Origin of the sequence: Mesorhizobium sp. M0761, from assembly GCF_040320205.1 — a bacterium.
In the GTDB taxonomy this organism is placed as follows: Bacteria; Pseudomonadota; Alphaproteobacteria; order Rhizobiales; family Rhizobiaceae; genus Mesorhizobium.
On the sequence record NZ_JAMYPF010000007.1, the window covers coordinates 132,019 to 149,336 of the forward strand.

Genomic DNA, 17,318 nt, shown 5'->3' on the forward strand with positions numbered 1-17,318 from the left:
GGGCTTTCTAAAGTAACACCACTGGGTGAAATGTGGGGCTTGGCGAGATGAACTTCTTTCGTGTGGCGTTGGCGGCAATCGCCGCCGCGGCAATCTACCTGCCGTCCGCGGCAAGCGGCGGCGAGATCGCTTGCGCAACCACCTACGCCGGCCGGCGAATCACCCTCGTTGTCCCCAACGCTGCCGGCGGCGGCTATGATACCTATGCCCGTGCATTTGCGCCGGCCCTTGCCAGCACGACCGAGCTCGATGTCAGGGTCGTCAATATGCCTGCGGCAGGCGGATTTGCGGCGCTAAAGCGTGTAACCAATGCCCCGTCCGACGAACTGGTCCTTATGATTGAAAGCGTCTCAGACATAATTTCGCAAGGTGACATTCCGGCTGGCGTCGACAACTGGATGAATCGGCTAAATCCGATAGGACTGATTCACATCGATCCCGAAGCGTGGATTGTTCGGAACGATGTCGATTTGCAAAGCGCCAAACATCTGGTCGCGTCGGTTTCATCGCTTGAAGCCGGCATCCTGCCGATAGTGCTCACCGCGCACCTCCTCGATATCAAGGTCGACGTGGTCTCGGGCTATGAAGGCAGCGGCGCACTCATGTCCGCGCTCCTGCGTGGCGAAGGCGATATGACATCCAATTCATTGACGACAGGCTTGCGCTCGACCGCCGCAGGCGAAGCCAAAGTCGGTCTGGTTCTCACGGAGGGACCTGACCCGAACGCGCCAGGCGTGGCTTTCCTGGCGGGTGAAGGAGGGTTGGTGTGGCAGCGCAGCCAAGGCCTTTCCAAGGAGAAGCAGGAAGAACGATTGCGGTTGGCCATCGCCGTCGCGAAAGCTTCGGCGACAGCGCGGGGATTTTTTGCCCCTGCCGACATGGAGCAGAAATCGCTAGGTTGTCTTCGTGACGCCGTCTCCGCCGCGGTCAAGAGCGATGGGTTCAAGGTGGCGCTTGAAGCTCAGAAACGTCCAATCGAGCCGCGCGACGCCGACCAGACCGTCATCGTGATCAACGATATGCTCAGTGCCTTCCATGAGGCGGAAGCGTATCTGAAAAAACACCCGGAACTCGAGCGGGATGCGCGAGCAACGCGCTGATGACCGGATATTGGGCTGCCCTCGGCACTGGACTGGGCAATGTATTCTCCTGGCCGAACATACTGATCCCGGTGCTTGGCACCTTGGTTGCCATGGCTACGTCCTTTCTTCCAGGGATTGGCGGCGCCAGCCTTGCAACCCTTCTGCTGGTCGCAACCGTGCATTGGGATCCGGTATCGGTGTTGTTGCTGTTTGGCGCCCTGACCGGCGGCGCGACCTTCATGGGATCTATAACGGCTATCCTCTTCAACATACCTGGCAACGCGCCAAGCGCGGCAACCCTGCTCGACGGCCATCCGATGTCCAGGGCCGGCCTGCCTCGCACCGCGATAGCCGCCGCGGCAACGGCCTCGGCCGTCGGATCGGTTTTTGGCGTCCTCGTCCTCATAGCGCTCATGCCGATCATTCGGCCGTTCATCCTGCAATTCGGACCGTTTGAATACGTGCTGCTCGGCGTGTGGGGCCTGTCGACGATCATTGCGGTTCCAAGCGCGTCCCGTCTGAAAGCGCTGGCGATGGCGCTGCTGGGACTTTTGGTCGGTCTTGTCGGAACTGATCCGACCTATGGCCAACCACGCTGGACGTTTGGGAGCATCGCTCTCTTCGACGGCGTCGACATGGTCGCGCTGCTGCTTGGCTTTTTCACCGTTTCTGAAATCATCTCGTGGCGAAAAAGATTGCAGCTTGAAAAAGCGGCTGGCCTGGAAAACGCGAACGACTCGATCTGGACCGGTATGCTTGCTGTCTTTCGTCATTGGGGACTGACAATGCGATCGTCGGCCATCGGCGTGTTGGTCGGCATCATTCCAGGTGTTGGAGGAACGGTCGCCAGCTTCGTTGCCTACGGGCAGGCGATCCAGACAACCCCCAAGGACCAGCGCTCAAGGTTCGGATCTGGTGACATCAGGGGCATCATTGCGCCGGAAGCGGCCGTCGATTCGAAGGACGGAGGCTCGCTTCTGCCGACCGTTGCCTTCGGCCTTCCCGGCAGCGAGGGCGGCTTGATCCTGCTGACAGTCCTGACGGTACACGGCATCGTTCCGGGCATACCGATGCTGACGACCGGCTTGCCCCTGACGTTCACGTTGATTACCGCGCTGCTGGTGTCGAACCTGCTGACGTCCGCAGTGGGATTGGCGTTGACACCATATTTTGCGCGCCTGACTGCTCTCAGGATCGACCGCATCGCGCTCCCGATCATTGTCGTCAGCTTCGTGACGATCGTGCAGCTAAACGGGCTGCTGATCGATCTGTACGTAGCCGTCGCTTTCGGGCTGGCCGGCTACATGCTGAAGCGCCTCGACTGGCCGCAAATTCCTTTTGTCATATCATTCGTCCTGGGCGGCTTCATCGAGCGAAACCTGGCGCTCAGTGTGGAGTTGGCCCGTGTCGGCAGGCTGAACCCTCTACAACGGCCGGCGTCGTTGACGATCATGGTCATAATCGCGCTTTCCCTCGCATGGATCGTGCGCGGTGGTGTTTTGCCGCCGCGACGTGTCAAGCCAAAGCGTGCCGATGCCGCAGTCGCATGGCTGTTGACCGGTGGATGCGCTGTGCTGGCAGCGATATCGCTCCAAGGGCAGCCAGGCTATTCGATCTTCGCGCAGGCCGTGGCCTGGTGTTGTCTGTTTGCGATGCTCGCGGTCGCCCTTGTGCAAACGATCTCGCTTGTTGGCCACGAGAAACAGGGAGGCGAACGGACCTATACGATCCCGGAAAGCCATCGTGTGCCGTTGATGATGATGCTCCTGTTGCCGGTCGCTGTCTGGCTGGCGGGCGTCCCGGCGGCGCTGTCCCTGTTTACCCTGGCATGGATTGCAGCCGGTCAGAAGCTGACCTTGAAGTCGGCGACACTGGCATCTTGCACCTCGGTTGCGGTCGCAGTGGCGACCTGGTTTTATCTCGATCGGATAGCCGCTATCGACCTTCCCGCTTCTGCGATGTCGCACTTATTCTAGTGGTCGGGCTACATCCTGACGGCGACGATTTCGTATCTTGGAATTGTCTGGACGCTGTCGGCAGCGGCAAGCGGGGAAACGCTTTTCCCGGTATGATGCTGCTCCGAGCCGACAATCGTCAGGTTGGATTGCTTCAGCATATCCGCAAGGTCTGAATATGTAGTGCGATCTTCATGCAGCGGTTCACCCCAGAGCGCTTCGACGGCCGTCTTCAGCTCCGCCACGGCAGCGGCAGGAAAATGCGCCGCGACGGCGGCCTTCTCGATGGTCGAAAGCCTGCGGCCGATTTCAGCGCTGCCGCGAGGCCCCCTCGGCTGGTCTTTTTCCGATAGCAACCTCTGGGAGAGAAGCAGGCGTCCGCCAGGCTTGAGACTACGCGCCCAACTGTCGACCACCTGCTGGCGTGCGCTGCGGTCGAAGAAATTAAGAACGCTATGGGCGACAACTGCCTGCACCGGCGCACAGTCGCAACCGCGAATGTCGGCGCGGTGGGTCTCGAGCGCAAAACCGGCGGAGCGGGCAAACAGCCTGTTCTGTTCGACCGTCGTTTCACAGCGATCGATCAGCACAAATTCGGGCTCGATGCCGACCGGCCTCGTTTGGCCCAGAACCATTGCCGCCAGGCCGGTGTCGGCCGCGCCCGACAGGAGAATCCGACAGCGTCCCTCCTGGGCCACGGCAGCCAATTCACGTCCAAAGAACGCCCCGCCGGCCGGCTTGGCACCTTTCGATTCCAGCAGGCGGATCATGCTCCACGTGCGATGGTAGGGCATACACCCATGGCTCGGGTCACACAGCACCTCAGCCCAATCAAACGAAAAACGGGCAAGTTGCGTGAGTGGTTCGTCGGTGTAAATCGAGAGCCGTTGTCCTGCCGGTGGGCTTTCTCGCGGGCCGTTCATTGCGATTGCATCTTCCTTCGCCGGGCCATTCTTGTTCTCCAAAGCCATCTCACCGGCCATATCCAGCGGCCCGACTGAATGAATTGGTAAGATCCGGCTGAAGGCAGGAAGTCGATTCTCCCGGTGCCGGAACTGTCGATTGCCTCGAATGCAACTTTCAACGCCGCGATAATGTGGCCACGTCGTTCCTCACGGGCGGCTGCGCCACCTTTGAACTTCGGAAAAGTCGGATTGGGGTTGACCTCGAATATCACCAATGCGCCGTCTCGCAACGTGTAGTCCACGCGGCCGAACTGGATATGGCCCGTATTGCAGGCGCGAAGCAGGTCCTCAGCGTGCGGATTGTCCTTTACGAAGGCGAGTTCCTCGCGCACGAAATCCGGGTCGGTGCTGCTTGCCGATGACTTAACGTTCCAGTCGACGGACCTAAGTATGTGCTGGGACACAATCGCGTCCCCAATGCGGAATGCGCCATACTTTCGATAGTAGCCGTTCGAATCGCGATCGGCTTCAAAGGAGACGGCGATGCGCCGCTTCATCGGCTTGGCGTTGCCCTGGAGCACGGCGATCGCCTCTTCAAGTTGGCGTGGGTTTTCCAGAAGCTTGGTTTCCGGCCCCCAAAAGCCATCTTCCATCCGGATAAAAACAGGGTAACGGGTTGGTCGCTCATCCTGCTCCAGACGCGATACTTCGACCGGGTTGATTCCTCTAATACGAAGCCGGCGGAGCAGGGCGAACCGCTCCAGGACAGTCGCGGGATGGTTTAGAATTCGAGCATCAGGGTCGGCGCGCTTTGCGGCTTCGGCAATATCCGCCGCCGCCATCATTTCCATGCCATTCAGATACTCAAAATCAGTAAAAACCAAGGTACCCGCGGGAAAGTTTAGTCGGCGGAAGACTGACTGATAGGTTTCCATGCGCAAAAGCGGCAACAAGTGCCCTGCCGACGAAATCAGCCGCCGCATCGGCGTCTGATTCAACTCGTGCACCAACACTGTGATCATCGTTGCTCGCCACCCCGTCTCGACGTCGTATAGAGAAAGTGGCGAGAGTGTCTACAGGCACGCTGGTGCCGCGAAGTGGTTGGCACTTCGTATCGCGGCATCTGGGCTGCTTCGCCGGCATCGGCACCGTCCGCTTACGGATGTTGCTATGGCCAGCACGGATCAATTTAGGCGCAAAGCTGTCAGAGAATGACGGCCTCTGTCGCGACTGCCAAAGTGATAAGTGTCAACAAGACACTCTGAAAGATCGTCCTAGGCCTCTGATCAGGACGTCGCCCGCCTCTTTCCCTCAATCCCCCGCGCCGCCTGCTCAACCGCCGCCCTGTCCGCGCCCAGCCTGTCGATCAGCTCCTGTGCCTCGTCGCCCGATATGCCGGTGCGCACGGCGAGTTCCTCGACGGTCAGCACGTCGGTGCTGGCGATCTCGCGCGGCAGGGCGTCGTCGGTGGTCAGCGGCAGAGCGGCTTCGCGGTCGATTTCGGCCTCGGCCCGGTGCCAGTGGTGCTCGGGGTCGCCAGTGCCTTCGCGCTCCCAGATCTGGTAGGCGCGCTGCTGTATCTTATGATGGCGGTCGTCTTCCATGGTGGTTCCTCCCCTGGGCTTTGAGGACGATCCGAACGACCCCAGAAATCGCGCGGTCGCAATCGTTCGCGGCGCCCTTCGCGCTGGCTATTCGCATTGCCGTCTCGGCCCGCCGGAATATGGCTGGTAGCTGTTGTCTTCCGGACGGTAGGAGCGATAGCGGCTGAAGCAGGAGGCGACATGGTCGCCGCTGGTGGCCGCGTAGGCGCCCGCGCCCACGACATAGCTTGCCTCCGTGGCACGCGCCTCAGGGGCTCGCGGCGCGGCGCGCTCGGCGCCGAGATAGGGCGAGACGCAGGTGCGCTGCTGTCCGCTATAGGACGTGTAGCTGTTGTCATCAGGGTTGTAGGAGCGGTAGCGGCTGACGCACCAGGCGAGATGCGGCGGCGGCAGCTCGACCGGCGCGATAGCGCCGGTGACGGCGGGATCGGGCTGCTGCTTGTCCTGCTCCGGTTCCATGACGGCGATGTCCGCAGGCGCGGGCTGCTCGGCCGGCAGACGTTCAAAGTCCTGCGCCCCCTTGTTGACCGGAAGCGCTTTCCGGGTCCACAGCTCCGCCACGCTGACGGTGGGTCTTGCCTCGCGCGGGGGCTTGGCGGCAAGCAGCCAAGTGGCAAAGGCCAGCCCGCTGCTGAACACCGCCAGGGTCAGCACGAAGCCGCCGACCAATCCGAGAACGGCTTTCATTCGACACTCCTTCTGTCCCTGCTGATAGAATGCGGGACATCAGCGCTTGTTCCAGAGATGTGAGCGCGACGGACTAAGGTCTGACCGACCTTGCGCGTCCGGATTCGTCGAGCCGGCCAGAGCGCCGCCGCCTACTCCGCCGCCTCCGCATAATCCACCGGGATATAGTTGAGGATTGGGCCGAGCCAGCGCTCGACTTCGGCGAGCGGCATGTCCTTGCGGCGCGCATAATCCTCGACCTGGTCGCGCTCGACCTTGGCGACGCCGAAATAATAGCTTTCGGGATGGGCGAGATAGATGCCGGACACAGACGAGCCCGGCCACATCGCATAGCTTTCGGTCAGGCTGACGCCGGCATTGCGCTCGCCGTCGAGCAGCCGGAACAAGGTCGCCTTCTCAGTATGATCGGGCTGCGCGGGATAGCCGGGCGCCGGGCGGATCCCGCGATAGGGCTCGCCGATCAGTTCGTCGGGGGCCAGCTTCTCGTCTGATGCATAGCCCCAGAAATCCTTGCGCACCTTCTCGTGCATGCGCTCGGCAAAAGCTTCGGCGAAACGGTCGGCCAGCGCCTTGACCATGATCGAGGAATAATCGTCATTGGCGCGCTCGAAGCGCTCTGATATCGCCACCTCCTCGATCCCGGCGGTGACGATGAAGCCGCCGATATAGTCCGGCTTGCCGCTGTCGGCCGGTGCGACGAAATCCGACAGCGCGACATTGGCCTTGCCGTCGCGCCTGGTCAGCTGCTGGCGCAGCGTGAAGAAAGTGGCAAGCTCCTGCGAGCGCGCCTCATCCGTGAACAGCCTGATGTCGTCGCCGACGGCATTGGACGGCCAGAAGCCGATGACGCCGCGCGGCGAGAACCATTTTTCCGCGATGATTTTTGTCAGCATCGCCTGCGCATCCTCGAAAATCTGGCGTGCCGCCGGTCCCTGCTTCTCGTCGTCGAGGATCTTGGGGTAACGCCCCTTCAGCTCCCAGGTCTGGAAGAACGGCGTCCAGTCGATGTAGCGCGCGAGCTCCGTCAGGTCCCAGTTGCCGAAAACCTTGACGCCGGTGAAGGACGGCTTCGGCGGCTCATAGGTCGACCAGTCGACCTTGTGCGCATTGGCCCTGGCCTTGGCCAGCGGCAGCCGCTGCTTGTCGGCCTCGGAGCGGGCATGCGCGTCGGCGACCTTTTTGTACTCGGCCCGCACTGTGTCGACGTAGCCGCCCTTGGTCTCGTTCGACAGCAAGGATGACACGACGCCGACGGCGCGGCTGGCGTCATTGACATAGACCGTCTGTCCCTTGGAATAGCGCGGGTGGATCTTCACCGCCGTGTGCACGCGGCTGGTCGTGGCGCCGCCGATCAGCAGCGGAATGTCAAACCCTTCACGCTCCATCTCGGCGGCCATGTGCACCATCTCGTCCAGCGACGGGGTGATCAGGCCGGACAGGCCGATGATGTCGACATTTTGCTCGCGAGCCGTCTGCAGGATCTTCGCTGCCGGCACCATGACGCCGAGATCGATGATCTCGTAATTGTTGCACGCCAGAACGACGCCGACGATGTTCTTGCCGATGTCGTGGACATCGCCCTTTACAGTCGCCATCAGGATTTTGCCGGCCGTCTGGCGCTCGCCATTGTCGATGCCATTGGCGGCGTTGGCCAGTTTTTCGGCCTCCATGTGCGGCAGCAATCCGGCCACCGCCTGCTTCATCACGCGCGCCGACTTCACCACTTGCGGCAGAAACATCTTTCCCGCGCCGAACAGATCGCCGACGACATTCATGCCGGCCATCAGCGGGCCTTCGATGACATGCAGAGGCCGCTCGGCCGCAAGCCGCGCCTCTTCGGTGTCGGCGTCGATGAATTCGGTGATGCCGTTGACCAGCGCATGCGAAATCCGCTGCTCGACTGTCCAGTCGCGCCAGGCGAGATCGCGCTCCCTGGCTTCCTTGCCGGCGGTGCCCTTGAAGCGCTCGGCGATCTCCAGCATGCGTTCGGTGGCGGTGCCGCCGGCCCTGGGCGCGCGGTTGAGCACGACGTCCTCGCAAGCCTCGCGCAGTCCCGGTTCGATCGTGTCGTAGACGGCAAGCTGGCCGGCATTGACGATGCCCATATCCATGCCGCGCTGGATGGCATGGTAGAGGAACACCGCGTGCATCGCCTCGCGCACCGGCTCGTTGCCGCGGAAGGAGAAGGACAGGTTCGAGACGCCGCCCGAGATATGGACATGCGGCAGCGTGGCGGTGATCTCGCCGGTGGCCTCGATGAAGTCGACGCCGTAATTGTCGTGCTCCTCGATGCCGGTGGCGACCGCGAAGACATTGGGGTCGAAGACGATGTCTTCGGGCGGGAAGCCGGCCTGTTCGGTGAGCAGCTTGTAGGCGCGGGTGCAGATCTCGACTTTGCGCGCCTTGGTGTCGGCCTGGCCGGCCTCGTCGAAGGCCATGACGACCACCGCCGCGCCGTAGGCGCGCACCAGTTTCGCGTGATGCAGGAACGCTCCCTCGCCTTCCTTCATCGAGATGGAATTGACCAGCGGCTTGCCCTGTACGCATTTCAGCCCGGCCTCGATGATCTCCCATTTCGAGGAGTCGACCATGACCGGAACACGGGCGATATCAGGTTCGGCGGCGATCAGGTTGAGATACTCGACCATCGCCTTCTTCGAATCGATCAGGCCTTCATCCATGTTGATGTCGATGATCTGGGCGCCATTGGCGACCTGGTCGCGCGCCACGTCGAGCGCGGGGACATAATCGCCCGCCGTGATCAGCTTTCGGAACCTGGCCGAGCCGGTGACGTTGGTGCGCTCGCCCACATTGACGAAGGGAATCTCGTCGGTCAGCGTGAATGGCTCCAGCCCGGACAGCCGCATCTTGCGCTCGATCTCGGGAATGGCGCGCGGCGGGTATTTTTTCACCGCTTCGGCGATGGCGCGGATGTGCTCCGGCGTCGAGCCGCAGCAGCCGCCGACGACATTGACCAGCCCTTCCCTGGCGAAATCCTCGATCTGTGCGGCCATGAAGTCCGGGCTCTCGTCATAGCGGCCGAATTCATTGGGCAGGCCGGCATTCGGATACGCGCAGACGAAGGTGTCGGCGGCGCCTGAAATTTCGGCCAGATGCGCGCGCATCGCATTGGCGCCGAGCGCGCAGTTGAGGCCGATGGTGAAGGGGTTGGCATGGCGCACCGAATGCCAGAAGGCGGTCGGCGTCTGGCCCGACAGCGTGCGGCCGGAGAGATCGGTGATGGTGCCCGAAATCATCACCGGCAGGCGCACGCCCTTTTCGAGGAAAATCTCGTTGCAGGCAAAGATCGCCGCCTTGGCGTTCAGCGTGTCGAAGATGGTCTCGATGAGAATGATGTCGGCGCCACCGTCGACCAGGCCGCGCAACTGCTCGCTATAAGCCAGGCGCAATTCATCGAAGGTCACCGCGCGGTAGCCGGGATTGTTGACGTCGGGGGACATCGAGGCGGTGCGGTTGGTCGGCCCGAGCGCGCCGGCGACGAAGCGCCGCTTGCCGTCTTCCTGCTGTGCCCTCGCCGCTGCCCGACGCACCAGTCGCGCGCCGTCCCGGTTCAGCGCGTAGACGGCATCCTCCATGCCGTAGTCCGCCTGGGCGATCGAGGTCGAGGAGAAGGTGTTGGTCTCGAGGATATCGGCGCCAGCGATGGCGTATTGATAATGGATTTCCTCGATCGCCTTCGGCTGCGTCAAGATCAAGAGGTCGTTGTTGCCCTGCTGGTGGCAGGTGCAGCCGGCAAAAGCCTCGCCGCGGAAATGCTCTTCGTCGAAGCCGAGACCCTGGATTTGCGTGCCCATGGCGCCGTCGAGGATGAGGATGCGCTCGCGTGCCGCTGCCGTCAGCGCCGCAAGCACTTCGGACCCATCGGGTCTGGCCGCGACGGGGCCGAACAATGCGTCCAGCGATGCAGAATTCTGCGACATTTTTTATCCTTGAGGCGACAACCATCACATAAGGATATCTTTATGTCAACATACGGAATGCAAGCGAACGCGTCGTGGCGAGAGTTTGGTGCGATGGTCATCCCGATCGACAATGTGACGGCGGCGGTCATCGTCGCCGCTGCGCCGTGCCTACACCACCACGTCCCGATATACCCTCACCTCGCCATCCTGGCCGCGGATGCGCCAGTCCTGCCCGTCCCGGCCCTCGACATGGCATGGCCCGAGCGGCACCTTGCCACCGCCTTCCGGCAGGTCCAGCACATAGACCGGATTGCAGATGCCCGACAGGCGGGCGCGCAGCGCGCCGGCCAGCGCCTGTCCCTGCGCAATCGTGGTGCGCCTGTGCGCCATGCCGCGCGCGAGGTCGCCATGGTGCAGGTAATAGGGTTTGACGCCGAGCCGGTACATCAGTTCGCGGCAGAGTTCCTCCAGCACTTCGACCGTGTCGTTGACACCCTTGAGCAGGACACTCTGGTTGAGCAGCACGAAGCCTGCCTGGCGCATGACGCGGCAGGCCAATTCGGTGGCCGGCGTGATCTCCCGCGCATGGTTGAAATGGGTGACGATTGTGACCATCAGCCGGCCCTGCAACGCGCCAACCAGCCCCGGCGTGATGCGCGCGGGCAGTACGACAGGCACGCGCGTGTGGATGCGCAGCAGCCTGACATGCGCGATCGCCTCGATGCGGGCGCGGATTTCAGCCAGCGCCTTGTCGGGCAGCGAAAGCGGATCGCCGCCGGTCAGGATCACTTCGCGGATTTCGGTATGGGCTTCGATATAGGCAAAGGCGTCTTCGAGCGCCTCGCGCGTATAGCCGCGGCCGATCGAGGTCAGAGACTCCTTGCGGAAGCAGAAGCGGCAATAGACCGCGCATTGGTAGGTCGCAAACAACAGCACGCGGTCGGCGTGGCGGTGCGTCAGTCGCGGCACCGGACTGAAGGCACGGTCGGCGATCGGATCGTCGAGCTCGCCTTCCGTTTCCGTCAGCTCATCCGGCGATGGAATGACCTGGGCGCGGATCGGATCGGCGGGATCGTTCCAGTCGATCAGGTCGAGATAGGTTTTGGGGGCACGCACCTTGTGGCGTACGACCGCCTCCTGCGCCGCCGCGCGCTCGGCGGGTGACAGCGGCAGGGAGGCGAGATCGCGGACGTGGCGCACGCCCGCGCGGATGTCGTTTTGCCAGGCGGTGTCGGCATCGCGTCCTTCGTCGGCGATGGCCGCGTCATCGAAAGTTGAGTCTGGGGTCATTGGGGCCTCGGGGCAATTCTGGCGGTGCTATCGGCCGGATGGACGGTTCGGTCAACAGCAGTGGCTCGGCGCGGATTGTCGCTGCGCTGCGATCCTTCGCATCCCCCGACTATCGCCGTAATCGACCAGCGCAGCAATTTCAGGCAATCTCACCGATAAGGCGCTCCAAGGGGAGATGGGCGCCGCCTAGGGAGGATCGCCATGAGCAAAATGCCGCGTTATGAGGATGCCGTTCAGCGCTTTCGCATCGAAGATGAGATCGCGCGGTTGTATGGCAACCCTGGAACCGGCATCAATGCCTATGTCGAATGCTGCGGCCGCTACACCGGAGAAGACCGGCTGGCGCTGCGCGCGATCTCGGCCGGCGGCGAGCTTCGCGAATTCAGCTTCGACGATCTCGCCTATATGTCGGGGCGCGCCGCCAATGTGCTCAAGGCCGCCGGCGTCGGTGCCGGCGATGTCGTCGCCGGCATGCTGCCGCGCGTCCCCGAACTGGTGGCGCTGATCCTCGGGACGTGGCGCATCGGCGCGGTCTACCAGCCGCTGTTCACCGCCTTCGGTCCGAAAGCCATCGAGCACCGCCTCGGCTATAGCGGCGCCAGGATCGTGGTGACCAACCCGGCCGATCGCGGTAAGCTCGACGAGGTCGAGACATCAGCGCAAATCGCCACCATTCTTGGCAATGGCGATGTGCTGCCTGCAGGCGACATCGATTTCCGCGCCGCGCTTGCCGCCGCCTCGCCCGACTGCCAGCCGGTGATGCGCAAGGGCGACGACTTGTTCATGATGATGTCGACGTCGGGAACGACCGGCCTGCCCAAGGGCGTGCCGGTGCCGCTCCGCGCCCTGCTCGCCTTCGGCGCCTATATGCGTGACGCCATCGGCTTGCTGCCCGACGACATCTTCTGGAACATCGCCGACCCCGGCTGGGCCTACGGCCTCTATTACGCCATCACCGGCCCGTTGCAGCTCGGCATCGCCACGACCTTCCATGAAGGCGCCTTCAACGCCAAGAGCACTTACGACATCATCGAGCGGCTCGGCGTCACCAGCCTTGCCGGCTCGCCGACCGCCTATCGCCTGCTGATGGCGGAAGGCGCGGAAGCTGCGGCCCGCGTCAAAGGCAGACTGCGCGTGGTGAGCAGCGCCGGCGAGCCGCTCAACCCGGAAGTCATCCGCTGGTTCGACGCAAATCTCGCCGCGCCCATTCACGACCATTACGGCCAGACCGAGAACGGCATGATGGTCAACAACCATCATGGGCTCTCGCATGTCGTTCGCGCGGGCTCGGCCGGCTTCGCCATGCCCGGATATCGCATGGTGGTACTGGACGAGGCCGGCAACGAGCTCGGCCCCAACCAGCCCGGCATCCTCGCCGTCGACATCGCGAAGTCGCCGCTGCGCTGGTTCGACGGCTATCACCAAGCCGAGACGCCGGCGATCAGGGGCGGCTACTACCGCACGGGCGACACGGTGGAGTACGAGCCGGACGGTTCGGTCTCCTTCATCGGCCGCGCCGACGATGTCATCACTTCGGCCGGCTATCGCATCGGCCCGTTCGACGTCGAAAGCGCGCTGATCGAGCATCCGGCGGTCAACGAGGCGGCCGTCGTCGGCGTACCCGATCCGCAGCGCACAGAGATCGTCAAGGCCTTCGTCGTGCTGGTGCCGGCTTACAAGGGCAACCCCGACCTCGCCGAAGAGCTTGCCCAGCACGTCAAGAAACGGCTGTCGGCGCACGCCTACCCGCGCGAGGTCGAGTTCATCACCGAACTGCCGAAGACCCCGAGCGGCAAGATCCAGCGCTTCCTGCTGAGGAAGGCGGAGGTGGAGAAGCGCAAGGCGTGACTAGGCGCCAATCTCCCCCCTCGAGGGGGAGATGTCGCCGAAGGCGACAGAGGGGGTCGTTGCGCGTGAAGCGCTAACGTCGTCTCGCGCTGCAAAAGGAGTCAGCGCTTCACGCGGGGCGACCCCCTCTGGCCTGCCGGCCATCTCCCCCTCAAGGGGGCAGCTCCAACGCCGTCTTTTTTCAGCCCAATGTTGTCATGTATCCTTGGAATCGAACGTAGAGCAGGGTTTATATCATGCGGTGGGTCTGGACGTTTCTGTTTGCACTGGTGAGCAGCGTGGCTTTCGCGGCCCCGCCGGAGGACGACTATGTGGCCGCGCGTGACAAGGCGATTGCTGATATCGCAGCGCTGAACAGTGCGAACGCGGCAATCGAGACCATCGACGCTGAGAACGAGAAGGCGCTGGCCGACCTCCAGCAGCGTCTTGCCGGCATTATCGGGCCGCTGGCGGTCAAGGACTTTCCGCCAACCGGCACAATCAATATCGAAAGCCTCAGCGACTCCGATATCGGCTATGGCATGCTCGATGGGCTGCGATACACCAAGGGCGACGACGGCCCCAGCCTGGTGGCAACGACGCGAGGGCTGCTGGAGCGGTGGCTCCAGTCCAGAACCGCCGAGACCGACGAAAGTTTCAAACTGCCCGCCGGCATCGATGAGGCGCTTAAGCTGGATGCCTTCTATACCCAGGCGATCAACAGCGACGCCGCCTTCGAGGGAACGCTCGACTTTCCATTGAAGAAACCCGAAGGCGCCGACATCGCCTTCGCACGGCTCGGCGGCTGGACGCAGGACGTCGGGCCGATCTATGAGCAGGAAGTCATCGTTACGCTCGTCAAAGGCAACAGCGTGAGAATTATCGCAGCGCCGGCAGCCCCTGCCGTTCCGAAGATCGCCGCCTGCGACGCCGTGTGGGCTGCTGCGGACGCCGCCGCGCAGAAATTCCAGGAGGCCTACCAGGCATCGGACCTGAAGGACGAAAAAGCGTTCGAGTCCTCCAACGCCGCCTGGGACAAGGGCGACAGCGACTACCGGGCCTGCATGGCGCAGCGCCTGCCGGCTGACCCGGCTTTCCCGGCGCTGCTCGCCCAGGCGCAGGCGCTGGCCGATCAAATGGCTGGGAAGTAAGCCTCCCGCAAGGGCCCGCGCGGCAAGATCAGGCGGCTTGTTGCAATCTGAGGCGAATATGACTTCGCCGCTGGGTTGCAGAACTCTGCAACCTGGCGTCCTACTTTCGGACACTCATTCAGATTTCGGCTGGACCCTGGCAACCAAAAGCTTACCGTTTGTTCTCGGATTCGTCTCGAAGCTCAAATTTAAGCTTTAGCTACTATGGTCGACCGAAGGACTACTGTCCTGGAAAGGTCTTCGGATCGAGTTGGCAGGCGCAATGCTCAATTCCGGCCGGTTGAAACGGGCCGTTTTTTCTTCCGCCAACTTGCCGGCGGCGATTGCCTTTGTCGTGCTTCTCGTCTGCGCCCTGGTTGCCGACCAGAGGAACAGAGAAGTCTCCGATCAGCTGGCGCGGGCCGACGTCCTGGCCAAGGTCAACATCATACGCGCCAAGCTCGAAGGCAACATAGGCGGCAATCTCCAGCTGGTTCAGGGTCTCGTTTCGACAATCGTTACCGAGCCCTATATGGGCCAGCAAAGATTTGCGGCACTCGCCCGTAATCTGTTCGAGCAAAAATCGCAGTTGCGCGATATTGCCGGCGCCCCCGACCTCGTCATCGCGCTGATGTATCCGCTGGAAGGCAATGAAAAAGCCATCGGGCTGGACTACCGCAAGAGCGATACGCAACGCATGGCCGCGCTTCGCGCCCGTGACCAGCGCGCGCTGGTGCTCGCCGGGCCGGTTAAACTGGCGCAAGGCGGACGTGGCTTCATCGGCCGTATCCCCGTCTTCGTGCCGACGGCGGGTGGCGGCGACCGTTTCTGGGGTATCGTCTCGGCCGTGATCGATGTCGATCGGCTCTACGCTGCCAGCGGACTGACCGACCCTGATCTGGATATCGATGTGGCGCTTATCGGCAAGGATGCGCTCGGCGGCGGCGGGGAACTGTTCTTCGGCGGCGATAATGTCGTGTCCGGCAATCCGGTGATGGCAGAGGTGCAATTGCCTTCAGGCTCCTGGCAAATTTCAGCCATACCGAAGGGCGGCTGGCCGACCGCTCCGAAAAATGAGTGGCTGTTGCGTCTGCTCATGGCGCTTGCCGGCGCGCTGGTGGTGCTGCCGATCCTCGTGGCAGGACGTCTTTTCGGTGAGCGGCAGAAAAGTGACGCCGAGTTGAGGCGCCTGTCCCGGCGGCTGGAGTTGGCGTTGGAAGCCTCTGCTATAGGCGTGTGGGAGCACGATACCGTCAGCAACGAACTCGTATGGGACGACCGCATCAACGAAATCTATGGCAAACCCGGCGGCGGCAAGACCCGTAGCTATGACGACTGGGCGCTGGCGATCCATCCCCAAGACTTCGAACGGGCTAAAGCAGATTTCGATTCGGCTGTTGCAACACAAGGCCCCTACTCTTCGCAGTATCGGCTCCTGCGGCCGGACGGCACCATTCGCCATGTGCGCACCCGCGCCAGTTTCTTCCGGGACATCGACGGCACGCCAAAAATGATCGGCGCCGAATGGGATGTGACAGGCGACGTGCTGCTCAACGAGAATCTCATGCGTGAACGTCGCCTTTCAGAATCGAAAAATGCCGAACTGAACCTGGCCAAAGCCCGCATCGAGCATGTCGCGATGCATGATTCGCTGACCGGTCTGCCCAACCGTCGGTATCTGGACGAGATGCTTGCCGAAAACCGCGAAGCCGACGGCCGTGCGGCGTTGCTGCATCTCGACCTTGACCGGTTCAAGCAGATCAACGACACGCTCGGCCATGCAGCGGGCGATGCATTGCTGGTGCATGCTTCGAAAGTCATCAAGGCCAGCGTCGGCAGTGCCGATTTCGTTGCGCGCATCGGCGGCGACGAGTTTGTCGTGCTGAGCCATGGACGCGACGACAAGGAACTCGCCGCGCTGGCCGACCACATTATCGATGCGATGCGCCAGCCGGTCGACTATCTGGGTCACCAGTGCCGATTCGGCGTCAGCATCGGCATTGCGGCCAATAGCGGCGTCGATGCAAGGCAGTTGCTTGTCAATGCCGATCTGGCGCTGTACCGGGCGAAAGGCCGCGGCCGCAACCGCTACGAGTTTTTCAACGAAGAGCTGCAGAGCGAGATCGTGCGGACCAAGCAGACCGCCGACGAGATTCTGGGCGGGCTCGAGCGGAACGAATTCATCGTCTACTATCAGCCGCAGTTCGACGCCAAGACGCTGGAGATCGTCGGCGTCGAGGCGCTGTCGCGTTGGGATCACCCGCAACGCGGCATGCTGACCCCCGACGCCTACATCAAGGTGGCTGAAGAACTCAATGTCGTGGCGCTTATCGACCGCACCGTCCTGGAGCAGGCGCTCGATAATTTCGAGCGTTGGTCGCGCAGCCACCTCAACATCCCGCGCGTCTCGGTCAACGTTTCCGCACGGCGCCTGGAAGACAGGGACCTGATCAAGGGTTTGCGCAAGCTTCCCATCAAGGAAGGGACCGTGTCGTTCGAACTGGTGGAGTCGATTTTCCTCGACGAAAACGACGAGCTGGTCAGCTGGAACATCGAACACATCAAGGGGCTCGGCATCGACGTCGAGATCGACGATTTCGGCACCGGGCATGCCTCGATCGTCTCGCTGTTGAAGTTGCGGCCCCGTCGCCTCAAGATCGACCGCCAACTGGTCACCCCCATCACCAGCTCAACCGCACAGCGGCAGCTTGTGTCGTCCATCATCGACATCGGCAAGTCGCTCGGGATCGAAGTGATCGCCGAGGGCGTCGAGACGATGGAGCACGCGCGCATCCTGAAAGAGCTTGGCTGCGACATCCTGCAAGGCTTCCTGTTCGGCTACCCGATGGACGCCAAAGCCTTCAAGGCCTTCGCGCAGTCGCGCAAATGGCTGGCGGCGAGCTGACAAATCCTGG

The 17,318-nt window shown here is 62.5% G+C and carries 11 protein-coding genes; 5 read left to right on the plus strand and 6 right to left on the minus strand.

Annotated elements, in window-relative coordinates; genetic code table 11:
* Positions 1-47: 47 nt before the first annotated feature.
* Together NKI32_RS14195 and NKI32_RS14200 are read left to right on the plus strand one after the other, a co-directional pair.
* Positions 48-1,100, plus strand: coding sequence for a Bug family tripartite tricarboxylate transporter substrate binding protein (locus tag NKI32_RS14195; protein WP_353002872.1), 1,053 nt, complete (start codon positions 48-50; stop codon positions 1,098-1,100).
* Positions 1,100-3,058 carry a tripartite tricarboxylate transporter permease gene (locus NKI32_RS14200; protein ID WP_352510901.1) on the plus strand — a complete coding sequence of 653 codons (1,959 nt, stop codon included), beginning with the start codon at positions 1,100-1,102 and terminating at the stop codon, positions 3,056-3,058. Before NKI32_RS14195 ends, NKI32_RS14200 begins: the two co-directional genes overlap by 1 nt.
* A gap of 8 nt (positions 3,059-3,066) precedes the next feature.
* On the opposite strand, the gene NKI32_RS14205 is transcribed toward NKI32_RS14200, so the two are convergent.
* The 6 genes from NKI32_RS14205 to NKI32_RS14230 form a co-directional block, all read right to left on the minus strand.
* On the minus strand, positions 3,067-4,008 hold the full coding sequence (locus NKI32_RS14205; protein WP_352510902.1) for a class I SAM-dependent methyltransferase: 942 nt from the start codon (positions 4,006-4,008) through the stop codon (positions 3,067-3,069).
* The gene (locus NKI32_RS14210) at positions 3,957-4,964 is read right to left on the minus strand and encodes a hypothetical protein (RefSeq protein WP_023695521.1); all 1,008 of its coding nucleotides are present in this window, start codon (positions 4,962-4,964) and stop codon (positions 3,957-3,959) included. The genes NKI32_RS14205 and NKI32_RS14210 overlap by 52 nt, the downstream gene beginning before the upstream one ends.
* A gap of 264 nt (positions 4,965-5,228) precedes the next feature.
* Positions 5,229-5,546 (minus strand): DUF2934 domain-containing protein, encoded by a 318-nt coding sequence (locus tag NKI32_RS14215; protein WP_352510903.1) that lies wholly within the window; start codon positions 5,544-5,546, stop codon positions 5,229-5,231.
* An 87-nt stretch (positions 5,547-5,633) separates the two neighbouring features.
* Positions 5,634-6,233 (minus strand): BA14K family protein, encoded by a 600-nt coding sequence (locus NKI32_RS14220; protein ID WP_352510904.1) that lies wholly within the window; start codon positions 6,231-6,233, stop codon positions 5,634-5,636.
* Between the two features lie 131 nt (positions 6,234-6,364).
* Positions 6,365-10,174 (minus strand): methionine synthase, encoded by a 3,810-nt coding sequence (metH, locus tag NKI32_RS14225; RefSeq protein ID WP_352510905.1) that lies wholly within the window; start codon positions 10,172-10,174, stop codon positions 6,365-6,367.
* Between the two features lie 150 nt (positions 10,175-10,324).
* Positions 10,325-11,446, minus strand: coding sequence for a KamA family radical SAM protein (locus tag NKI32_RS14230; RefSeq protein ID WP_352510906.1), 1,122 nt, complete (start codon positions 11,444-11,446; stop codon positions 10,325-10,327).
* Positions 11,447-11,647: 201 nt separating this feature from the next.
* On the opposite strand from NKI32_RS14230, the gene NKI32_RS14235 reads away from it, so the two are divergent.
* The 3 genes from NKI32_RS14235 (at position 11,648) to NKI32_RS14245 (ending at position 17,308) form a co-directional block, all read left to right on the plus strand.
* A complete protein-coding gene (locus NKI32_RS14235; RefSeq protein ID WP_352626524.1) occupies positions 11,648-13,294 on the plus strand; it encodes an acyl-CoA synthetase in 1,647 nt (548 codons plus the stop codon).
* 278 nt (positions 13,295-13,572) lie between these two features.
* On the plus strand, positions 13,573-14,424 hold the full coding sequence (locus tag NKI32_RS14240) for a hypothetical protein (protein WP_352626522.1): 852 nt from the start codon (positions 13,573-13,575) through the stop codon (positions 14,422-14,424).
* Positions 14,425-14,686: 262 nt separating this feature from the next.
* A complete protein-coding gene (locus NKI32_RS14245) occupies positions 14,687-17,308 on the plus strand; it encodes a bifunctional diguanylate cyclase/phosphodiesterase (RefSeq protein ID WP_352534990.1) in 2,622 nt (873 codons plus the stop codon).
* Positions 17,309-17,318 lie beyond the last annotated feature (10 nt).